The sequence below is a fragment of the Pseudoalteromonas sp. H71 genome, from assembly GCF_001468485.1.
Taxonomy (GTDB): Bacteria; Pseudomonadota; Gammaproteobacteria; order Enterobacterales; family Alteromonadaceae; genus Pseudoalteromonas.
This window is the reverse complement of record NZ_LODI01000045.1, coordinates 150,364-166,511: the sequence shown is the minus strand read 5'-3', so window position 1 is coordinate 166,511 and position 16,148 is coordinate 150,364. Positions and strand designations below refer to the sequence as shown.

The window sequence follows — 16,148 nt, the reverse complement described above, 5'->3', positions numbered from 1 at the left end:
TTAAACCTTGATCAAAAAGAGATAAACAAATGCTTGAGAAAATCAGAGAAGGTTCGCAAGGACCTGTAGCCAAAATAATTTTAGGCGCGGTGATTTTATCTTTTGCTTTAGCAGGGATCGGTAGTTACCTAGGTCAAACCACGGAACAACCTGTTGCTGAAGTAAACGGAGTTAAAATTAGCCAAACGGAATTTAACCGTGCGTATCAAAACGAACGTAATCGATTAGAGCAACAATTTGGTGAGTACTTTACACAAATTGCTGCGGATCCAAATTATATGGCACAAATTCGTCAAGGTGTCATTGACCGCTTAGTACAACAAGAATTGCAATCACAGCTAGCGGCAGAATTAGGCCTTCGCGTAAGCGATGACACAGTTCGTAAAACAATTTTAGAATTACCTTATTTCCAACTTGGTGATAAATTTAATAACGATCGTTATTTACAAGTAATTCGCCAAATGAACTTCCAACCGGATACATTTCGTGAGTATCTTCGCGAAGACATGACGCGTAGCCAACTAGTATCTGCGGTTGCAGGCACAGACTTTGCGCTTGAAAGCGAACTTAAAAGTGCTATTGCTCTTCAACAACAAACTCGTAGCATTGATTATTTAGTAATAAATAAAGAAGCGCTTGCAGCGAGTGTTGAAGTATCAGAGCAAGAAGTTTCAGATTACTACGACCTAAACGCATCACAGTTTTTATCACCAGAGCTTATTTCTGTAAATTATGTTGAACTAAAAGCTGAGAACATCACGGTTGCTTCGGTTATGGAAGAAGATGTTAAAGCATACTACGAGCAAAATAAGGCACAATATGTTGAGCCTGAAAAACGCCGTGTATCGCATATTTTAATAGATAACAGTGAAGACGATGATGCTGCAAAAGCAAAAGTCGATGCTCTTTACGCTAAACTTCAACAAGGTGCTGACTTTGCACAGCTAGCAGAATCTTCATCTGATGACATCGTTAGCGCTGAGATGGGCGGCGATCTTGATTGGATTGAACGTGATGTAATGGACCCAGCATTTGAAGACGCAGCATTTTCACTTGAAGCGAAAGGCGACTTTTCAGAAGTGGTTACATCAGAATTTGGTTACCACATCATTAAACTTACTGATATTCAGCCACAGCAAGTTAAAGCATTTGATGACGTGAAAGCTGATCTACGCGCTGAACTAGAGCGTGCCGAGAAAATAGACGCGTTTTACGATAAGCAAACAGAAATGGGTGCAATTGCGTTTGAAATTTCAGACCGTTTAGATGATGCAGCAGAAGTTGCTGAACTAGAAGTTAAGTCAACTCCTCTTTTAGCATTAAACGCCTTACCTGAGCCGCTAAACACTCCAGCTGTAGTTGCAGCTCTTACATCAGTTGATCTACTGGAAGACAAAGTGAACTCTGAGGTTATTGAGTTAGGTGATGAGCACATTGTTATTGTGCGCATAAACGAGCATCAACCAGCTTCAACTAAACCGCTAAGTGAAGTAAGCGAGCAAATTAAAACACGCCTAGTTAATGAAAAGTCGTCTGAGCTTGCAAAAGATAAAGCGCGTAGTTTGTTTGCTGAGCTACAGTCGGGTAAGAGTTTGAACGATATTGCTACTGAACAAAGTTTAACGCTTCGTCAAGAGCCACAACTAAATCGTCAAAGCTTTGCTGTATCGCCTGCGATTGTTACTCAGGCCTTTAAAATGGCTCACCCAGCAGATACTGCAGTGGTTGATGTTGTTGATTTAAATAACGGTGATGCAGCCATTGTTGCACTTAACTCAGTAACAGATGCTGCCGTGACCGCTGACATTGACCCACAAGCTAAACAAAGTATTACAATGGCACAAGCGAACAAAAACTATATGGTATTTATAGAGTCGCTTAAAGCTAAAGCTGAGCTTAATTTACCTGTAGTTGAGCAAGCTGCTGAATAAATTAATTTAAGTTATTTGAAAGGCGCCTTGAGCGCCTTTTTTATTGTTTTGAATTCGGATGTGCTTTTACCATTGCGTAATAATACTCATCATTTTATGGGGCTAGATAGGCCTCGCAATAAATTCAATACGATTACCGCTATGCTCTCTTATCATCATGTGTTGCGCAGGGCCTTTCCCTAAATTCTCTGGTGCAAATTCTATAGTAATATTATTTTGCATTTTTAAGTGTTTGTGCAGCTTGCTTAACTTTCGGTGTTTTTCAATACTGAGTGCTAAATGGTGTAGGCCTACATTTTCTGATTGATTAAACGCTACACGTTTTTCATCATTCTTAACTCGCCACAATGTAACGATTGTTTTTTTATTAGATAAAAAGTAAGCAGGGTAAGTCGCATCATTTCCCATCACTTTAAAACCAAGCACATCAGTAAAAAACACCTTAGATGAATCTAAATCTGAAACTGTTAAACCTAAATGATCGATTCCGCCAACCCAGTTTTTAACTTTGTTAGGGGTATCGGCAATAGCAGAGGTAGATAAAAGCAGTAGGGGAGTAATGCTAAGTAGTGTGTGTTTGAGCATGGAGTGGCCTTGTTAAAAAGCAAAAGTTAATAACAAGGCCCTTCTAAAACGCACTTACATTACAAAAATTGCATTAACAGCTTAATAGCCGCTGCGTTATTTTTGATTGAGGGTTATTAAATACACTTTCGGTCAAACCATATTCAACCACTTCGCCTTTATCAAGCACAATTACTTGGTCACTAATATGGCGTACTAAACTAAGATGGTGGGTGATCATGACATACGTTAAACCTGTTTCACGTTGTAACTTAAGTAATAAATTTACTATTTGGGCACGAATAGATGGGTCTAATGATGATACAGCTTCATCAAGTACCATTACTTTAGGGTCTAAAATAAGTGCTCTGGCAAAAGCCACACGTTGTAATTGACCAACGCTGAACATATGCGGGTAATAATGTTGGTGATCAACTAATAACCCCACTTTAGAAAGTGTTAAATTTATTTTTTCTGCCCGTTCTTCTTCATCAAAGTCAGTATTATACTGCAAGCAATCATCAAGCATGTCGCCAATAGTGAGACCAGGGTTTAACGACGCTCCCGAGTCTTGGAAAATCATTCTAATGTGACGACATTGGTTATCTCGAATACCGTTGTCTTCGATTATATTGCCTTCTAATAATATTTGCCCTGAGTTAGCATTATCTGCACCAGCAAGGAGTTTTGCGAGGGTACTTTTACCCGACCCGGTTTCGCCAATTACAGCAATGGTTTCACCTTTGCCAATACAAAATGAAATATTTTTTAGTACTTCAAACTTTTTCCGTTTAAATAAACCAGCCCGCACATCAAATGTTTTAGATAGCGCTTGTACCTTAAGAGTAGGTTGCATTACTTCATCTCCTTTATGAGCGGAAAATGACATGCATAACTGTGACCACTGTGTTTAGTTAGTGTAGGAGTTACCACACATTCTTTTTGTGCCTGTGGGCAGCGAGGTCCAAGGCGACAACCAATTGGTAAATGTTGTAAGGTTGGAATAGTGCCTTTAAGTGCATAAAACGGTTCTTTATGTGCCAAACCTTGTTCGTAATCGGGTAAGCTTTTTAACAAGGCCTGGGTATAAGGATGGCGAGGCTGCTTAAATATTTTATGGGTAGGGCCTGCCTCAACCATTTGGCCGCAATATAAAACGTGAATACCATGTGACCAATCGGCAATTTCTTCAAGCTCATGTGAAATCATTAAAATAGACATATTTTTTAGCTGATTAAGACTTTTTAATAATCTAAATACTTGTGCCCGAGTTGTACTCTCTAGCGCTGTAGTAGGCTCGTCAGCAATTAAAAGCTTAGGTGTGCGAGCTATCGCCATAGCAATCATTACCTTTTGACACACACCTTCAGAGAGCTCGTGAGGGTAACTATCAAGTACGGCTTCATGATTTTTTATGCCGACTTTGTGAATAAGCGCCTTAACTCGGTCTTTTCGGTCTCTATTACGTTTTAAAAAGAACCCTTTGCGAGCAACTTCTGGCAGTGTTTCAGCAATTTGATTAAAAATTTTCGCCGTAGGGTCTAGGCACCGACTTGGATCTTGGTAGATCATCGCAATGTCTTTGCTCACAGTTTGCCTGCGTTGTTCAGGAGTTAGGCGCATTAAGTCAACACCCCGCCAATGGATTCGGTCAGCGGTTATATTCCAGCGTTCATTTAAAACACCAACAATGGCTTTTGCTATAAGGCTTTTACCTGAACCAGATTCACCTACAAGCGCATGTACTTCACCTTCTTTTAAACTAAAGCTGACCCTATCTACCGCTCTTATAACGGTTTCTGAAGTACGCAGTTCAATGGTTAAGTTTCTTACATCAAGTAATTGCATTTAATCGGCCTTACGCTCTTTTAGCACTTGTCTAAGTCCATCGCCTACTAAATTGGTTGATAATACCGCTAAAAATAATAATACCCCTGGCAAAGCAACCGTCCAAGGAGCCAAATAAATTAAGCCAAGATTTTCTGCCAAAATAGCCCCCCACTCGGTGGTAGGAGGTTGTGCACCGAGCTTTAAAAAACCCAACGCAGAAATATCTAGTATGGCCGTAGACAGTGCCATAGTAAAAATAACCACAATATGTTCGTAAATATTGGGGAAAATACCACGAGATATAATATGCCAATTTGAAGCGCCGTCGAGCTTAAACGCGGTGATATAGTCTTTGCTCAGCTCTTCTACTATTAGGTTTCTGATTGAATGAATAAACTGGGGTAATAACGCTAAAATAATTGCCCATACGGTATTCATTAAGCCAGGGCCAAGCACTGCGATAATAATAATAGCTAACAACAATGAGGGTATTGAAAGAGTGATATCAAGTAGGTGATTTAAAAAGCTTGAACGGATACCACGGCTAATGCCTGCAAAAGTACCGACTAATACGCCTATTATAGTCGTTAGTAACGCGGCGACCACTGATAAACCAAAGGTATAAGTTGCGCCGTTCATTAATCGCGACAACACATCACGCCCTAAATCGTCTGTTCCTAAAATAAAGCGCACGTCGCCCATTTCATGCCATGAAGGCGGAATAAGTAGTGCATCGCTGTGCTGCTGGTTTACCCCATAAGGCGCTAAAAATGGTGCACTGGCAGCAAGTAAGGCAAATGCTATAAACACCCATAAACCAACAAGGGCAGGGTGATTGTTTTTAAATTTTCGCCAAAATCGCGCAAGTGGCGATTTATTCGACTCTTCAGAAAATACTTTAAACTTTGCCATGGGCTTGGTTCCGTGAGAGTGGGTCGAATAAACTGTAAAGAAGTTCGGTTACAATGGTGGCTAAAATTACAAACAATGATACAGCCATTAAGCCGCCTTGAATGGCAGGAAAATCTCGTTGGTAAATACTGTCTATTAACCAGCGGCCAATACCAGGCCATGAAAAAATAACCTCGGTGATCATAGCAAGCGTAATTAATGTACTAAATTGCAAACCAATTTTTTTTATGACCGGTAAAAGTGCATTACGCAGTGCGTGGTGCAAAATTAACTGACGTCGGTTCAATCCTTTTGCTCGCGCTGTTTTTATGAAGTTTTGATCCATTATTTTTAACATTGACTCTCGGGTAAAGCGCACAAGTACAGTTGTTGGGTACATGGCAAGTACTATGGTTGGTAATGTTAAATGATGTAATGCGTCAGTAAATGCCATGCCTTTATATGGAAAACCTGCTAACGCAATATCAATCAACATAAACCCAGTAGATGGCGGAATTTCATAAAGAAGCCCCATTCTGCCCGACATTGGAAACCACCCCAATTTGAGAGAAAAAATCATAATTAGTAATAAAGCCAACCAAAATACAGGCATAGAATAGCCCACAATGGTCGTTGAATTAATGAGCTTATCGGGCCAGCGATTGTAATATGCTGAACCTAAAATTCCTGCAGGCACACCAATAAAAATAGACACAATAAGTGCATAAACACTAAGCTCTAGCGTTGCCGGTAATAGATCAAGAATATGCGAGAACACATTGTCGCCAGAGGCAAACGATAAGCCCCAATCGCCTTGAAAAACACGGCCCAAAAAAGCGATGTATTGAGTGAAGTAATTGCTGTTATATAGATATTTATCTTCCAGTTGAGTATTTTGCGAGAAGTTATTACTTGGCACACCACTTAAATTACTTAACGGATCTCCAGGGAATAAATAAGCGAGAGAAAACGTAAATATGCTTAGCATTAATAGCATAAAAAGTAATAAACCAAGGCGGCGTAAAATATAATCAAGGATCATTACTTTTTCCTCGCATTGGCTAACGAAATAGCACCAAATGGACCAAGTGTTATGCCTTCAACATCGGCACTACTTGCTTGAAACCGTAGGCCATGAGCAATTGGTAGCAAGGGTAATTCATCCATAATGAGCGATTGCACATCGGCATAATATTTTTTTCGCATTAATATATCGGTGGTATCGAGTGCTTGCGCTAATAATAAATCAAATTTTGGGTTGCACCAATTAGCGGGGTTTTTACCACTAAATGTTGCAGAGCAACTTAATAAAGGGCTAAAAAAATTATCTGGGTCAGGCGTGTCTGCTGCCCAGCCAAGTAACACGCTATCGTGGCGGTGCTCACCAATGCGTTGAATAAACGTATTCCACTCGTACTCTACAATATTTACGTTAACGCCTATTTTGCGCAAATCACTTTGCATCAGCTCAGCCATTTTACGCGCATTTGGATTATAAATACGGCTTACCGGCATAGCCCAAATATTCATATCAAACCCATCTTTTAAGCCTGCTTCTGCAAGCAAACTTTTGGCAAGATCGGGGTCAAACAATGGCATCGATGTTTGGGCATCAAATGCCCAAGACGTTGGTGGTAACATCGACTCGGCTCGTGTTCCGTTGCCGTAATACACCGCTTGCATTATTTTATCTGTATCGATTGCATGTGCAAGCGCCTTGCGAACTCGAATATCGTCAAAAGGTGGGCGTTCTGTGTTAAAAGCCCAATAGCCAACATTAAGGTTCGTTTCTTTTTCAATATTAATATCTTCACGCTGGGCTAAAATACTCAACTGAGCACTACTAGGGTGAGCGGCTAAGTCGCATTCTTTAGTAAGTAGTTTTGCGATTCGGGCTGTGCCATTAGGGGTAATATCGTAAACAAGTTGTTCAAGAGCGACGTCGTGTTTCCAATAATCAGGATTACGGTAAAAGCGGACTAAATTATCTCGGCGATATTCACGATAAATATAAGGACCAGTGCCTACAGGGTATTGATCAAATAACCCTTCTTGCTCGGCTGCTTTGCGTTTCATTGCATATTCTGCCGATAAAACTACCGCAAAATCTGTTGCCATATTGGCTAAAAAGCTGCTTTCAGCATTAAATAACTCAAACCTGACTTGGTAGTCAGATACGCGAACAATTTTTCGGATGAGCTGATCAACGCCTACACTTTGAAAATAAGGGTAACTTGCATCACCCACAAAATGATAAGGGTTGTAAACGTCAAATAATCGGCTAAAGGTAAAAATAACGTCATCGGCATTAAATGTGCGTGTAGGAGTAAAGTACGCAGTCGTATGAAACGGCACGTTTTGTCGTAAAGTAAATGTGACAGACTTACCATCTTTACTTACTCTCCAATCTGTAGCGAGTTCACTTTGAAACTCTGCAGTAACCGGATCAATACTTATTAAACGGTCATAAAGCTGATTTGCAATAATATCAATAGTTGAGCCTGTGGTTGTTACTTGTGGGTTAAACGACACAGGGTTTGCTTCGGCGCAATATACCAAGCCTTGGCTTTTTTCTTCAATGACGCGTTCTTCACTATCTAAGCAGCCAGCTAAAGTGACGGCTAGTAAAGTAAGTAAAAATTTATGCACACGCATAACCTCTAACTATTGTTGATCCAACAAATTGTATTTTTTTAGATACCCACGTAATTGATGATACGTTAAACCAAGTACTTCTGCAGTTTTCTTTTGATTAAATTGGCTGTGCTCAAGCGCTTTATTAATCATATTTATTTCAAACTCATTTGAGCGCTCTTTTAAGCTACAAGGAAATTGAATATCAGCGTCTACTTTTTGCTCAGAAATGCTTACAGGCGCGGCAACAGAAATAGGCTCAGCACTTACATGCTTCGGAGTTATAGGAGCTTTAATACGTGCTTTTGGCCTAAATGGACTCTCGAATGGGTCTAAAATAATCTGGTGAACGGGAATATGTTCACTACCGTGGCGATACAAACTACGCTCAACCACATTTTTAAGCTCACGAATATTTCCCGGCCAATCATACGATAAAAGTGTTTCTGTAGCGCTTCGGGTAAAGCCACTGAATAACTCCCACTCTAAATCGCGTGCCATGTTCATCGCAAACTGCTCTGCAAGCAACATAATATCGTCTTGACGTTCACGCAGTGGAGGGAGGGTAATTACATCAAATGCTAATCGGTCCAACAAATCGCTTCTAAATTCACCTTGTTCTGCAAGATATGGTAAGTCTTCATTGGTGGCGCATACTAAGCGGGTGTCAACTTTAACAGTTTGCTTACCGCCAACGCGTTCAAACTCACCATACTCTATAACGCGAAGAAGCTTTTCTTGTACCATGGCAGATGTATTTGCTAATTCATCCAAAAATAGCGTACCGCTGTTAGCGCGTTCAAAACGGCCTTCGTGGCGTTTACTGGCCCCGGTAAATGCACCGCTTTCGTGACCAAATAATTCGCTTTCGAGCAGGTTTTCGTTCAAGGCTGCACAGTTTAGCTTTACGTAGTTTTGATCCCAACGCTTAGATAAAAAATGTAAGCGAGCAGCAATAAGCTCTTTACCTGTGCCTCGTTCGCCAATAATAAGCACCGGCTTATCTAAATTAGCGAGTTGCGATACTTGATCCAATACCGATAAAAAGCTGTCTGATTGGCCTAGTAAATTGTCTTGTTGGCGATATTGGCTCATATTCCCTAAGTCTTGGTCATTTTTACTAACTGTTAGTGTATTTCATAATTATGAATAACTAAAGTAATTTGTATATTTAGTTTAACTTAATGAAAATAAAGTGTATTTTGTTTTTTAAAAAGTTGGCAAGCATATTGATACTAGTTAAAGCAGACTAACTAAGTTTTAATTACAGAGGTAAATGTTATGGGAATTTTTTCACGTTTTGCAGATATTGTTAATTCTAATATCAATGCCATTTTAGATAAAGCAGAAGACCCAGAAAAAATGGTGCGTCTGATTATCCAAGAAATGGAAGATACACTGGTAGAGGTGCGTTCTACATCAGCTAAAACTTTGGCTGAGAAAAAAGAAATTGTTCGCCGCCTTGATACACTTAAAGTTCAAGTAAGTGACTGGCAAGAAAAAGCTGAGTTAGCACTTAGTAAAGACCGCGAAGATTTAGCACGTTCAGCATTACTCGAAAAGCAAAAGTCGGCAGATGCAGTGAGTGCCGTTGAAGGTGAACTTGAGCATGTAGAGTCTCATATTGAGAAGCTTCAGCAAGAAGTGACCACACTACAAGAAAAGTTAGCTGATGCTAAATCACGTCAAAAGGCAATAATTCTTCGCCAGCGTTCAGCTGAGTCGCGCCTAGAAGTGAAAAAAGCACTTGATAGCTCTAAAGTAGAAGACGCACTTAATCGCTTTGAACGTTACGAAACTAAAATTGATGGACTAGAATCTCAAATAGAGTCTTACGATTTAGGTAAGCAAACGTTAGCAGACGAAATTGCTGATTTACAAAAAAATGAAAAAATTGATGATGAGCTAGCTGAACTTAAAAAGAAGCTTGCTGATAAGTAATTTATACAGGGGCATGTAATGTGCCCCACTGCTTAACATATTTGAACGGATTGTCAGGAGAGGATTATGTTTGATCCAGAGATACTAGTTGCACCATTTATCTTATTTATGATTTTTGTTGCGCCACTGTGGTTAATTTTACACTACCGTAGCAAAAAGCAAGTCAGCCAAGGTTTAAGTGAACATGAACACCGCCAATTACTCGAACTAGCACATAAAGCTGAACGCATGGCTGATAGAGTAGAAACACTTGAAGCATTGCTTGATCAAGAGTCACCACAATGGAGACGCAAAATATGAATGCCAAACGCGAATTATTAAGAGACCCACAGCGCGGTAAAATAGCCGGTGTGTGTGCGGGATTAAGTGACTACTTTAATATGGAGTTATGGTTAGTTCGCATTATATTTGTTAGTGCGGTACTGCTAGCAGGTGGCCCATTATTTGTGGTAGCGTATATTGCAGCGTGGTTTATTTTAGACAAAAAAGAGCCAACGACTGCACATACCAATAGTTCAACAAAAGCTGACGATCCGTTAGAAGTAAAATTTAAAGTATGGCAAAAGGGTGAGCCACCGCGCCGCGCTTTACAAGATTTAAAAGAGCGTTTAGCGCGAGTAGATACACGCCTTCAAGATATGGAACGCCACGTTACCTCTAGCGAGTTTACGGTAAGCCGTGAAATCAATAAACTTTAAAGGATTTAATGGCACTTTATTAGGTGATTAAGCATCAATGAAGTGCTAGCCCATTATGAGTAGTACTTCATTTGCTAAAAAGACCTTTAAAAGTATTAAAGGCAGTGCACAAAAAGCCCTTCACCGAAGTTTAGATCAGCATGTGAAATTGGCTGTTACCGGGTTAAGTGGCAGCGGTAAAACCGCCTTTATTACAGCCTTAGTAAAGCAATTAACGACACAAGCTAACGATAAAAACCTCCCGTTTTTTGACGTAATGCGAGAGCATCGCCATATTGCTACCAAAGTTGTACCGCAAGAGGCGCTTAACGTTCCCACTTTTGATTATACGCGTGCGCTTAATTCTCTTTTACCAAGTGACGGCGAACCAAAATGGCCCGCATCGACTGAGCGCATTAATACACTTCGTTTGGCAATAAAATATCAGAGCAATACGGGTTTACGTGGGCATTTTTCACCGCAATCCACGTTGTACTTAGATATTATAGATTACCCCGGCGAGTGGTTACTTGACTTACCCATGCTTGAGCAAAGCTATGAGCAGTGGTGTGATCTTCAATACCCTTTATTACTGCAACACCCGCGCGTAAATACGTCTAATGATTTTTTAAATGCGCTTGAGCAGCTTGACTTAAACGCACCTGTTGATGAGAGCTTACTTTCACACATTGCTGAGCTTTACCAACATATGCTGTTGGGTCTTAAAAAAGACACCAAACTAGCTATGCTACAACCTGGGCGAATGCTAATGCCTGGTGACTTAAAAGGTGCGCCGCTATTATTATTTTTCCCTGTTAATTCTCAGCAGTTTAATAGAGGTGATATTATTGCGGGATCTAATTTAGAGCACCTTATTAAGCGCTTTAATGCTTATGTAAAAGAAGTGGTTAAGCCTTTTTACAACGAGCATTTTAAACATTTTGACCGTCAAATAGTGTTAGTCGATGCATTAAGCGCTTTAAACGAAGGCCATGCAACACTTCAAGAGCAAAGTAGCGTAATAAACCAATTGCTTGCCCACTTTAATTACGGCGAGTCAGGGTTTTTCAAACGTTTATTTAAACCCAACATAGATAAAATACTCTTTGCAGCAAATAAATCAGATCACATCAGTGCCAAGCACCATAAAGACTTGGCATTACTGCTCGATTCGCTAGTGCATGAGCAAACTAACTATTTAAAATTCGATGGTGTGCAAATAGAAACCATGGCTATGTCGTCAATAACGGCTACGCAACCGCGCCAAATAAATGATAAAGGCCAAACGCTTGATTGTATTTATGGTAAACCTTTAAACGAGCAAGACTGGTTAACTTATTTACCGCCACAGCCGCCGAGGCGCATGCTTAGTAAAGCTGAATGGCCCGCACAAGGTTTTGAGTTTTTATCGTTTACGCCCATGCCATGCCCAGATAAACAACTAAAACACATTCGCCTTGATCATGTAATGCAGTACTTGTTAGGAGACAAATTATCATGAATGAGACACAACCTCAGTTTCAAGCTGGTCGCCGAATAGACACACAAGATGTTGAACAAATTGAACCCGCTTTAGTTCCTGCAAAAGTGATTGAGCACGGGCAAAGTAATGATAGCGATGACTTTGATGACGAAACACTTGAGCCTGAAATTGACCTAACTCCAGTTTATAAAAAATCAAAATGGCAAACCTTAAAAGGTATTTTTACGATTAGCTTTATTGTGCTTGTACTTTTAGAGTTTGCGTTTTCGTTAGTATTTACATTTCAGCAATCTATTATTTTAGGCAGTGTTTATTTAACCGCCGTCGTCAGCGGTGTACTGTTAATTGGACGAATGTTGTGGCGAGAATATTCAATGTTGCGCAGTTTAAAACGTAACCAGTTGCATAGAGTTGAAGCCGATAGACTTTTAAATAGTGAGCAAGTAGGCGGGGCATTGCCTTGGCTTGAAAAGTTAAATAAACACCAACAGCTTGATAACTTCGACACTTTTAAAAGTCAAGTTGCAGAGCATCACAGCGATAAAGAAATAATGACACTATACGCAAATAGTTTATTGGTCACCCAAGATACTCAAGCGAAAAAGCTTATAAATCGTTTCGCAACCGAGTCCGCATTATTGGTTGCACTGAGCCCAATTGCGCTAGTGGATATGATGGCAGTATTGTGGCGTGGCACCAAGCTAATAGAGCAAATTGGTAAAATTTATGGCATTGGATTTGGCTATGCTAGTCGAATTAAGCTTTATCGCATGCTGATAAAGCAAGTCATGTTTGTAGGTAGTGCTGAGCTGGTATCTGATTTAGCGGCAACGGCGCTAAGTGCTGAGTTATTGGGTAAACTTTCTGGGCGAGCAGCACAAGGCGTCAGCGCTGGTATTTTTACAGCGCGTATAGGCTACAAAGCAATGGAGCTAAGTCGCCCTTTACCAAGGCTCGAGCACAAGCGGAGCTTGCTAAAAGAGACCGTACAAAGTATTGCAGGTAAAATTATAAAACGAGGAAAAACAGAGCCTACACAATAGCATGGAAATATTTGTGTACAGCTAAGCGGGTAAACTTTGCACAAATAGCCATCTGAGCATCCGGCATGCTTGTGATTTAAACTGTGGTACGTTTTTATCTATGTCACTAACAACACATAATAAAAATGAGCACAAAGATAATGACCAAGCATCATCTTCATACACAATGTATTCATGGCCCGCAAAAAGCAAACGATCCTCATGGCGCATTAACCTCTCCGTTATACCAAACATCAACCTTTCATTTTGAAAATGCAGCACAAGGTGCCGCACGTTTTGCAGGGGATGAACCAGGCTATATTTACACTCGTCTAGGTAACCCAACAACCACCGAGCTTGAACAAAAAATAGCACAGCTAGAAGGCTGTGAAGCGGCTGCGGCAACGGCTACCGGTATGGGCGCTGTGTCTGCATCGGTATTGAGCTTTTTATCACAAGGCGACCACCTAGTGGCCTCAAGTGCATTGTATGGATGTACATTCGCATTTTTTGCGCACATGTTACCGCGTTGGGGAATCGAAGTGACGTTTGTTGATATGACCAATGAAGCCGAACTTCGCGCTGCGATTAAACCAAATTCAAAAATGATATTTGTAGAAACACCTATAAACCCAACAATGGCTGTAATTGATTTAGCACTTATTGGCGCTATTGCTAAACAGCACAACTTAATTAGCGTGGTCGACAACACCTTTTTAACGCCGCTGCTGCAATCACCAAAACAATATGGCATTGATATAATTATGCACAGTGCCACCAAATACATAAATGGCCATGGCGACGTAGTGGCAGGACTTGTGTGTGGATCGCTCGAGCATATCACCCTAATTAAAATGACCGTACTAAAAGACATTGGTGCCACCATAAGCCCACACGACGCATGGCTTATAAATCGCGGATTAAAAACCTTAGCCATACGCATGGATCGTCACTGTCAAAGTGCCCAAACAGTAGCCGAATACTTAGAGGCGCACCCGCAGGTTAATATTGTTTATTACCCAGGGCTTAAATCTCACCCAGGGTATAAATTTATTGGTAATCAAATGAAAGCTGCAGGCGGCGTAATTGCGTTTGAAATAAAAGGCACCTTACAACAAGGCGCCCAATTTATTGATAGCATGAAGCTTTGTACACTTGCTGTCAGTCTCGGCGATGCCGAAACACTCATTCAGCACCCAGCTTCTATGACTCATTCTCCTTATACACCAGAGGAGCGAGCTGCTGCTGGAATAAGTGATGGGCTGATCAGGCTTTCGGTTGGGCTCGAAGATGTTAACGACATTATTAGCGATTTAGACCAAGCATTTGCTCAAATAGTTTATGTGTAATTTTTTATATACATATTAATGTAGCCTAAATGCCTTTAAATTTGGGTTTGTACATTAAAAGTGCCATCACTGTAATTTTTAATTTACAGTTTGTGTAATCGTGCCAAGCACAGATGTTAGCCTATCTATTAAACTTTTGTTCACTTTTGCATAGTATGGCTGCATTAGATATTCATTAATCTTGAGTATCACACTGACACACATTTAGGGTACACACCCAAGAAGGTACTTATGGCTAAATCAAGTAAATACACCTCCAAAACACCAGACGAAAATGGCGTCATACACTGGAGCGAAGAAGAAAATAAAATTTGGTCAGAGCTAGTGGCACGTCAACTTGAATGCATTGAAGGCAAGGCCTGCGATGAGTACATGGATGGGCTTAAAAAAATAAACCTGCCTCACGATCGTATACCGCAATTAAGTGAGCTTAATGAGGTACTTCTTGCCACTACTGGCTGGCAGGTTGCGCCAGTGCCAGCACTTATCGATTTTGATGAGTTTTTTAGGTTGTTGGCAAACAAACAATTTCCGGTAGCGACGTTTATTCGTAGCCGTGAAGAGTTTGACTATCTCCAAGAACCAGATATTTTTCATGAAATATTTGGCCACTGCGCCATGCTAACAAACCCAGATTTTGCCAAATTCACACACAAATACGGCCAACTAGGTTATGCGGCGCAGAAAAAAGATCGCGTATACTTAGCTCGTATGTACTGGTTTACCGTTGAGTTTGGTTTAATGCAAACCGAAAACGGCCTGCGGATTTACGGCGGCGGTATTTTATCAAGCCCGGGTGAAACGCAATACGTGTATTCAGATACACCAGAAATAACGCCAATGAGCGTCATTGATGTGCTGCGTACGCCGTACCGTATTGATATTATGCAGCCACAGTACTTCACCATTAATTCTATTCATGATCTGTTTGATATATCGCAAATGGATATTATGACTTTGGTAGAGCAAGCTAAAGAGCTTGGTTTGCACGACCCAAAATTTCCACCAAAAGAAAAATTAGCTAGTTAACTTTAATTTAAAAAGAAACGCTAAAGTAAGGATTTAAGATGTCTTCATTAAGTGAACAAAAATGCGAAGCTTGCCACGTAGATGCTCCAAAAGTGTCTGACGAAGAGCTTGCACAATTAATTACTAAAATCCCAGACTGGGTACCTGAAGTACGCGACGGCATTATGCAGCTTGAACGTGTTTATAAATTTAAAAACTTTAAGCAAGCTATCGCGTTTACCAATAAAGTTGGCGACATGGCAGAAGATGAAGGCCACCACCCAGGTTTATTGACCGAGTGGGGCAAAGTAACCGTTACATGGTGGAGCCATTCAATTAAAGGCCTGCACAAAAACGACTTTATTTGCGCAGCTAAAACAGACGACGTGTTTAACGCACTGTAATAAAAAATTAATTGAGCAAACTAAAAGCACTTATTTTTATAAGTGCTTTTTTATTGGCTTTGGTAAATTATCACCTTCTACAATTAAAATTGTTACAACAAAAAGCATATGGATAACAAAACAAATATATGCCATGTAGTTATATTCTAGGTTGATTATTTTGTGTCCGAGAATAATATAGGCTGTATAAAAAAGGATGGTTACATGGCAACAAAACTGCAGCTTATTAACCCTGATGGACAGGCTAACTTTGGTTTATTCCCGCAAGGGATTAAACATATTAATTACTTGGATTTTGACTTAAGAAACTCAATGGATAAACCATGCGGTATGCTTGCAAAAAAACTTAAGTTTAACCAGTTCCAATTTATAAGCATTACTTGCGAAGAATTAGTCGTTGGGCTTGCGATCGTT

Annotated in this window: 16 protein-coding genes and 1 pseudogene; 10 read left to right on the top strand and 7 right to left on the bottom strand. The window is 40.3% G+C overall.

Annotated features, from left to right (window positions below):
• Positions 1-29: 29 nt before the first annotated feature.
• The gene (locus tag ATS71_RS16110; protein WP_058405728.1) at positions 30-1,931 is read left to right on the top strand and encodes a SurA N-terminal domain-containing protein; all 1,902 of its coding nucleotides are present in this window, start codon (positions 30-32) and stop codon (positions 1,929-1,931) included.
• Positions 1,932-2,033: 102 nt separating this feature from the next.
• Here ATS71_RS16110 and ATS71_RS16105 read toward each other — a convergent pair whose 3' ends face one another.
• From ATS71_RS16105 to pspF, 7 genes are all read right to left on the bottom strand, one after another.
• Entirely contained in the window at positions 2,034-2,516 is a 483-nt protein-coding gene (locus tag ATS71_RS16105; RefSeq protein WP_058405727.1) for a VOC family protein, read from the bottom strand.
• Positions 2,517-2,589: 73 nt separating this feature from the next.
• A complete protein-coding gene (locus tag ATS71_RS16100) occupies positions 2,590-3,351 on the bottom strand; it encodes an ATP-binding cassette domain-containing protein (RefSeq protein WP_058405726.1) in 762 nt (253 codons plus the stop codon).
• Positions 3,351-4,343 (bottom strand): peptide ABC transporter ATP-binding protein, encoded by a 993-nt coding sequence (locus ATS71_RS16095; protein ID WP_058405725.1) that lies wholly within the window; start codon positions 4,341-4,343, stop codon positions 3,351-3,353. The genes ATS71_RS16100 and ATS71_RS16095 overlap by 1 nt, the downstream gene beginning before the upstream one ends.
• Positions 4,344-5,237, bottom strand: coding sequence for an ABC transporter permease subunit (locus tag ATS71_RS16090; protein ID WP_058405724.1), 894 nt, complete (start codon positions 5,235-5,237; stop codon positions 4,344-4,346).
• The gene (locus ATS71_RS16085; RefSeq protein WP_058405723.1) at positions 5,224-6,258 is read right to left on the bottom strand and encodes an ABC transporter permease; all 1,035 of its coding nucleotides are present in this window, start codon (positions 6,256-6,258) and stop codon (positions 5,224-5,226) included. Before ATS71_RS16085 ends, ATS71_RS16090 begins: the two co-directional genes overlap by 14 nt.
• Positions 6,258-7,865 carry an ABC transporter substrate-binding protein gene (locus tag ATS71_RS16080; protein WP_058405752.1) on the bottom strand — a complete coding sequence of 536 codons (1,608 nt, stop codon included), beginning with the start codon at positions 7,863-7,865 and terminating at the stop codon, positions 6,258-6,260. Before ATS71_RS16080 ends, ATS71_RS16085 begins: the two co-directional genes overlap by 1 nt.
• 15 nt (positions 7,866-7,880) lie before the next feature.
• Positions 7,881-8,945, bottom strand: coding sequence for a phage shock protein operon transcriptional activator (pspF, locus tag ATS71_RS16075; protein WP_058405722.1), 1,065 nt, complete (start codon positions 8,943-8,945; stop codon positions 7,881-7,883).
• 186 nt (positions 8,946-9,131) lie between these two features.
• On the opposite strand from pspF, the gene pspA reads away from it, so the two are divergent.
• The 9 genes and pseudogenes from pspA to ATS71_RS19235 all read left to right on the top strand — a co-directional run.
• Entirely contained in the window at positions 9,132-9,791 is a 660-nt protein-coding gene (gene pspA, locus ATS71_RS16070) for a phage shock protein PspA (RefSeq protein WP_058405721.1), read from the top strand.
• 66 nt (positions 9,792-9,857) lie between these two features.
• Positions 9,858-10,091, top strand: coding sequence for an envelope stress response membrane protein PspB (gene pspB / locus ATS71_RS16065; protein WP_058405720.1), 234 nt, complete (start codon positions 9,858-9,860; stop codon positions 10,089-10,091).
• Entirely contained in the window at positions 10,088-10,489 is a 402-nt protein-coding gene (pspC, locus tag ATS71_RS16060; RefSeq protein ID WP_058405719.1) for an envelope stress response membrane protein PspC, read from the top strand. Before pspB ends, pspC begins: the two co-directional genes overlap by 4 nt.
• A 55-nt stretch (positions 10,490-10,544) precedes the next feature.
• The gene (locus ATS71_RS16055) at positions 10,545-11,969 is read left to right on the top strand and encodes a YcjX family protein (protein WP_058405718.1); all 1,425 of its coding nucleotides are present in this window, start codon (positions 10,545-10,547) and stop codon (positions 11,967-11,969) included.
• Positions 11,966-12,994 carry a TIGR01620 family protein gene (locus ATS71_RS16050; RefSeq protein ID WP_058405717.1) on the top strand — a complete coding sequence of 343 codons (1,029 nt, stop codon included), beginning with the start codon at positions 11,966-11,968 and terminating at the stop codon, positions 12,992-12,994. Before ATS71_RS16055 ends, ATS71_RS16050 begins: the two co-directional genes overlap by 4 nt.
• 140 nt (positions 12,995-13,134) lie before the next feature.
• Positions 13,135-14,322, top strand: coding sequence for a methionine gamma-lyase (gene megL / locus ATS71_RS16045; RefSeq protein WP_058405716.1), 1,188 nt, complete (start codon positions 13,135-13,137; stop codon positions 14,320-14,322).
• 231 nt (positions 14,323-14,553) lie between these two features.
• Positions 14,554-15,351 carry a phenylalanine 4-monooxygenase gene (gene phhA, locus ATS71_RS16040; protein ID WP_058405715.1) on the top strand — a complete coding sequence of 266 codons (798 nt, stop codon included), beginning with the start codon at positions 14,554-14,556 and terminating at the stop codon, positions 15,349-15,351.
• Positions 15,352-15,389: 38 nt separating this feature from the next.
• Positions 15,390-15,734, top strand: a complete 345-nt coding sequence (locus ATS71_RS16035) for a 4a-hydroxytetrahydrobiopterin dehydratase (RefSeq protein WP_006793641.1) — start codon at positions 15,390-15,392, stop codon at positions 15,732-15,734.
• 204 nt (positions 15,735-15,938) lie between these two features.
• Positions 15,939-16,148: pseudogene (locus tag ATS71_RS19235) on the top strand (DUF2804 domain-containing protein); the annotation flags it as partial.

Coding starts and splice junctions, on each gene's coding strand:
- pspF (WP_058405722.1), bottom strand. CDS start 8,945: ATGAGCCAATATCGCCAACAAGACAATTTACTAGGCCAATCAGACAGC.
- ATS71_RS16035 (WP_006793641.1), top strand. CDS start 15,390: ATGTCTTCATTAAGTGAACAAAAATGCGAAGCTTGCCACGTAGATGCT.
- ATS71_RS16050 (WP_058405717.1), top strand. CDS start 11,966: ATGAATGAGACACAACCTCAGTTTCAAGCTGGTCGCCGAATAGACACA.
- ATS71_RS16055 (WP_058405718.1), top strand. CDS start 10,545: ATGAGTAGTACTTCATTTGCTAAAAAGACCTTTAAAAGTATTAAAGGC.
- ATS71_RS16085 (WP_058405723.1), bottom strand. CDS start 6,258: ATGATCCTTGATTATATTTTACGCCGCCTTGGTTTATTACTTTTTATG.
- ATS71_RS16095 (WP_058405725.1), bottom strand. CDS start 4,343: ATGCAATTACTTGATGTAAGAAACTTAACCATTGAACTGCGTACTTCA.
- pspB (WP_058405720.1), top strand. CDS start 9,858: ATGTTTGATCCAGAGATACTAGTTGCACCATTTATCTTATTTATGATT.
- ATS71_RS16100 (WP_058405726.1), bottom strand. CDS start 3,351: ATGCAACCTACTCTTAAGGTACAAGCGCTATCTAAAACATTTGATGTG.
- ATS71_RS16110 (WP_058405728.1), top strand. CDS start 30: ATGCTTGAGAAAATCAGAGAAGGTTCGCAAGGACCTGTAGCCAAAATA.
- phhA (WP_058405715.1), top strand. CDS start 14,554: ATGGCTAAATCAAGTAAATACACCTCCAAAACACCAGACGAAAATGGC.
- pspC (WP_058405719.1), top strand. CDS start 10,088: ATGAATGCCAAACGCGAATTATTAAGAGACCCACAGCGCGGTAAAATA.
- ATS71_RS16105 (WP_058405727.1), bottom strand. CDS start 2,516: ATGCTCAAACACACACTACTTAGCATTACTCCCCTACTGCTTTTATCT.
- megL (WP_058405716.1), top strand. CDS start 13,135: ATGACCAAGCATCATCTTCATACACAATGTATTCATGGCCCGCAAAAA.
- pspA (WP_058405721.1), top strand. CDS start 9,132: ATGGGAATTTTTTCACGTTTTGCAGATATTGTTAATTCTAATATCAAT.
- ATS71_RS16090 (WP_058405724.1), bottom strand. CDS start 5,237: ATGGCAAAGTTTAAAGTATTTTCTGAAGAGTCGAATAAATCGCCACTT.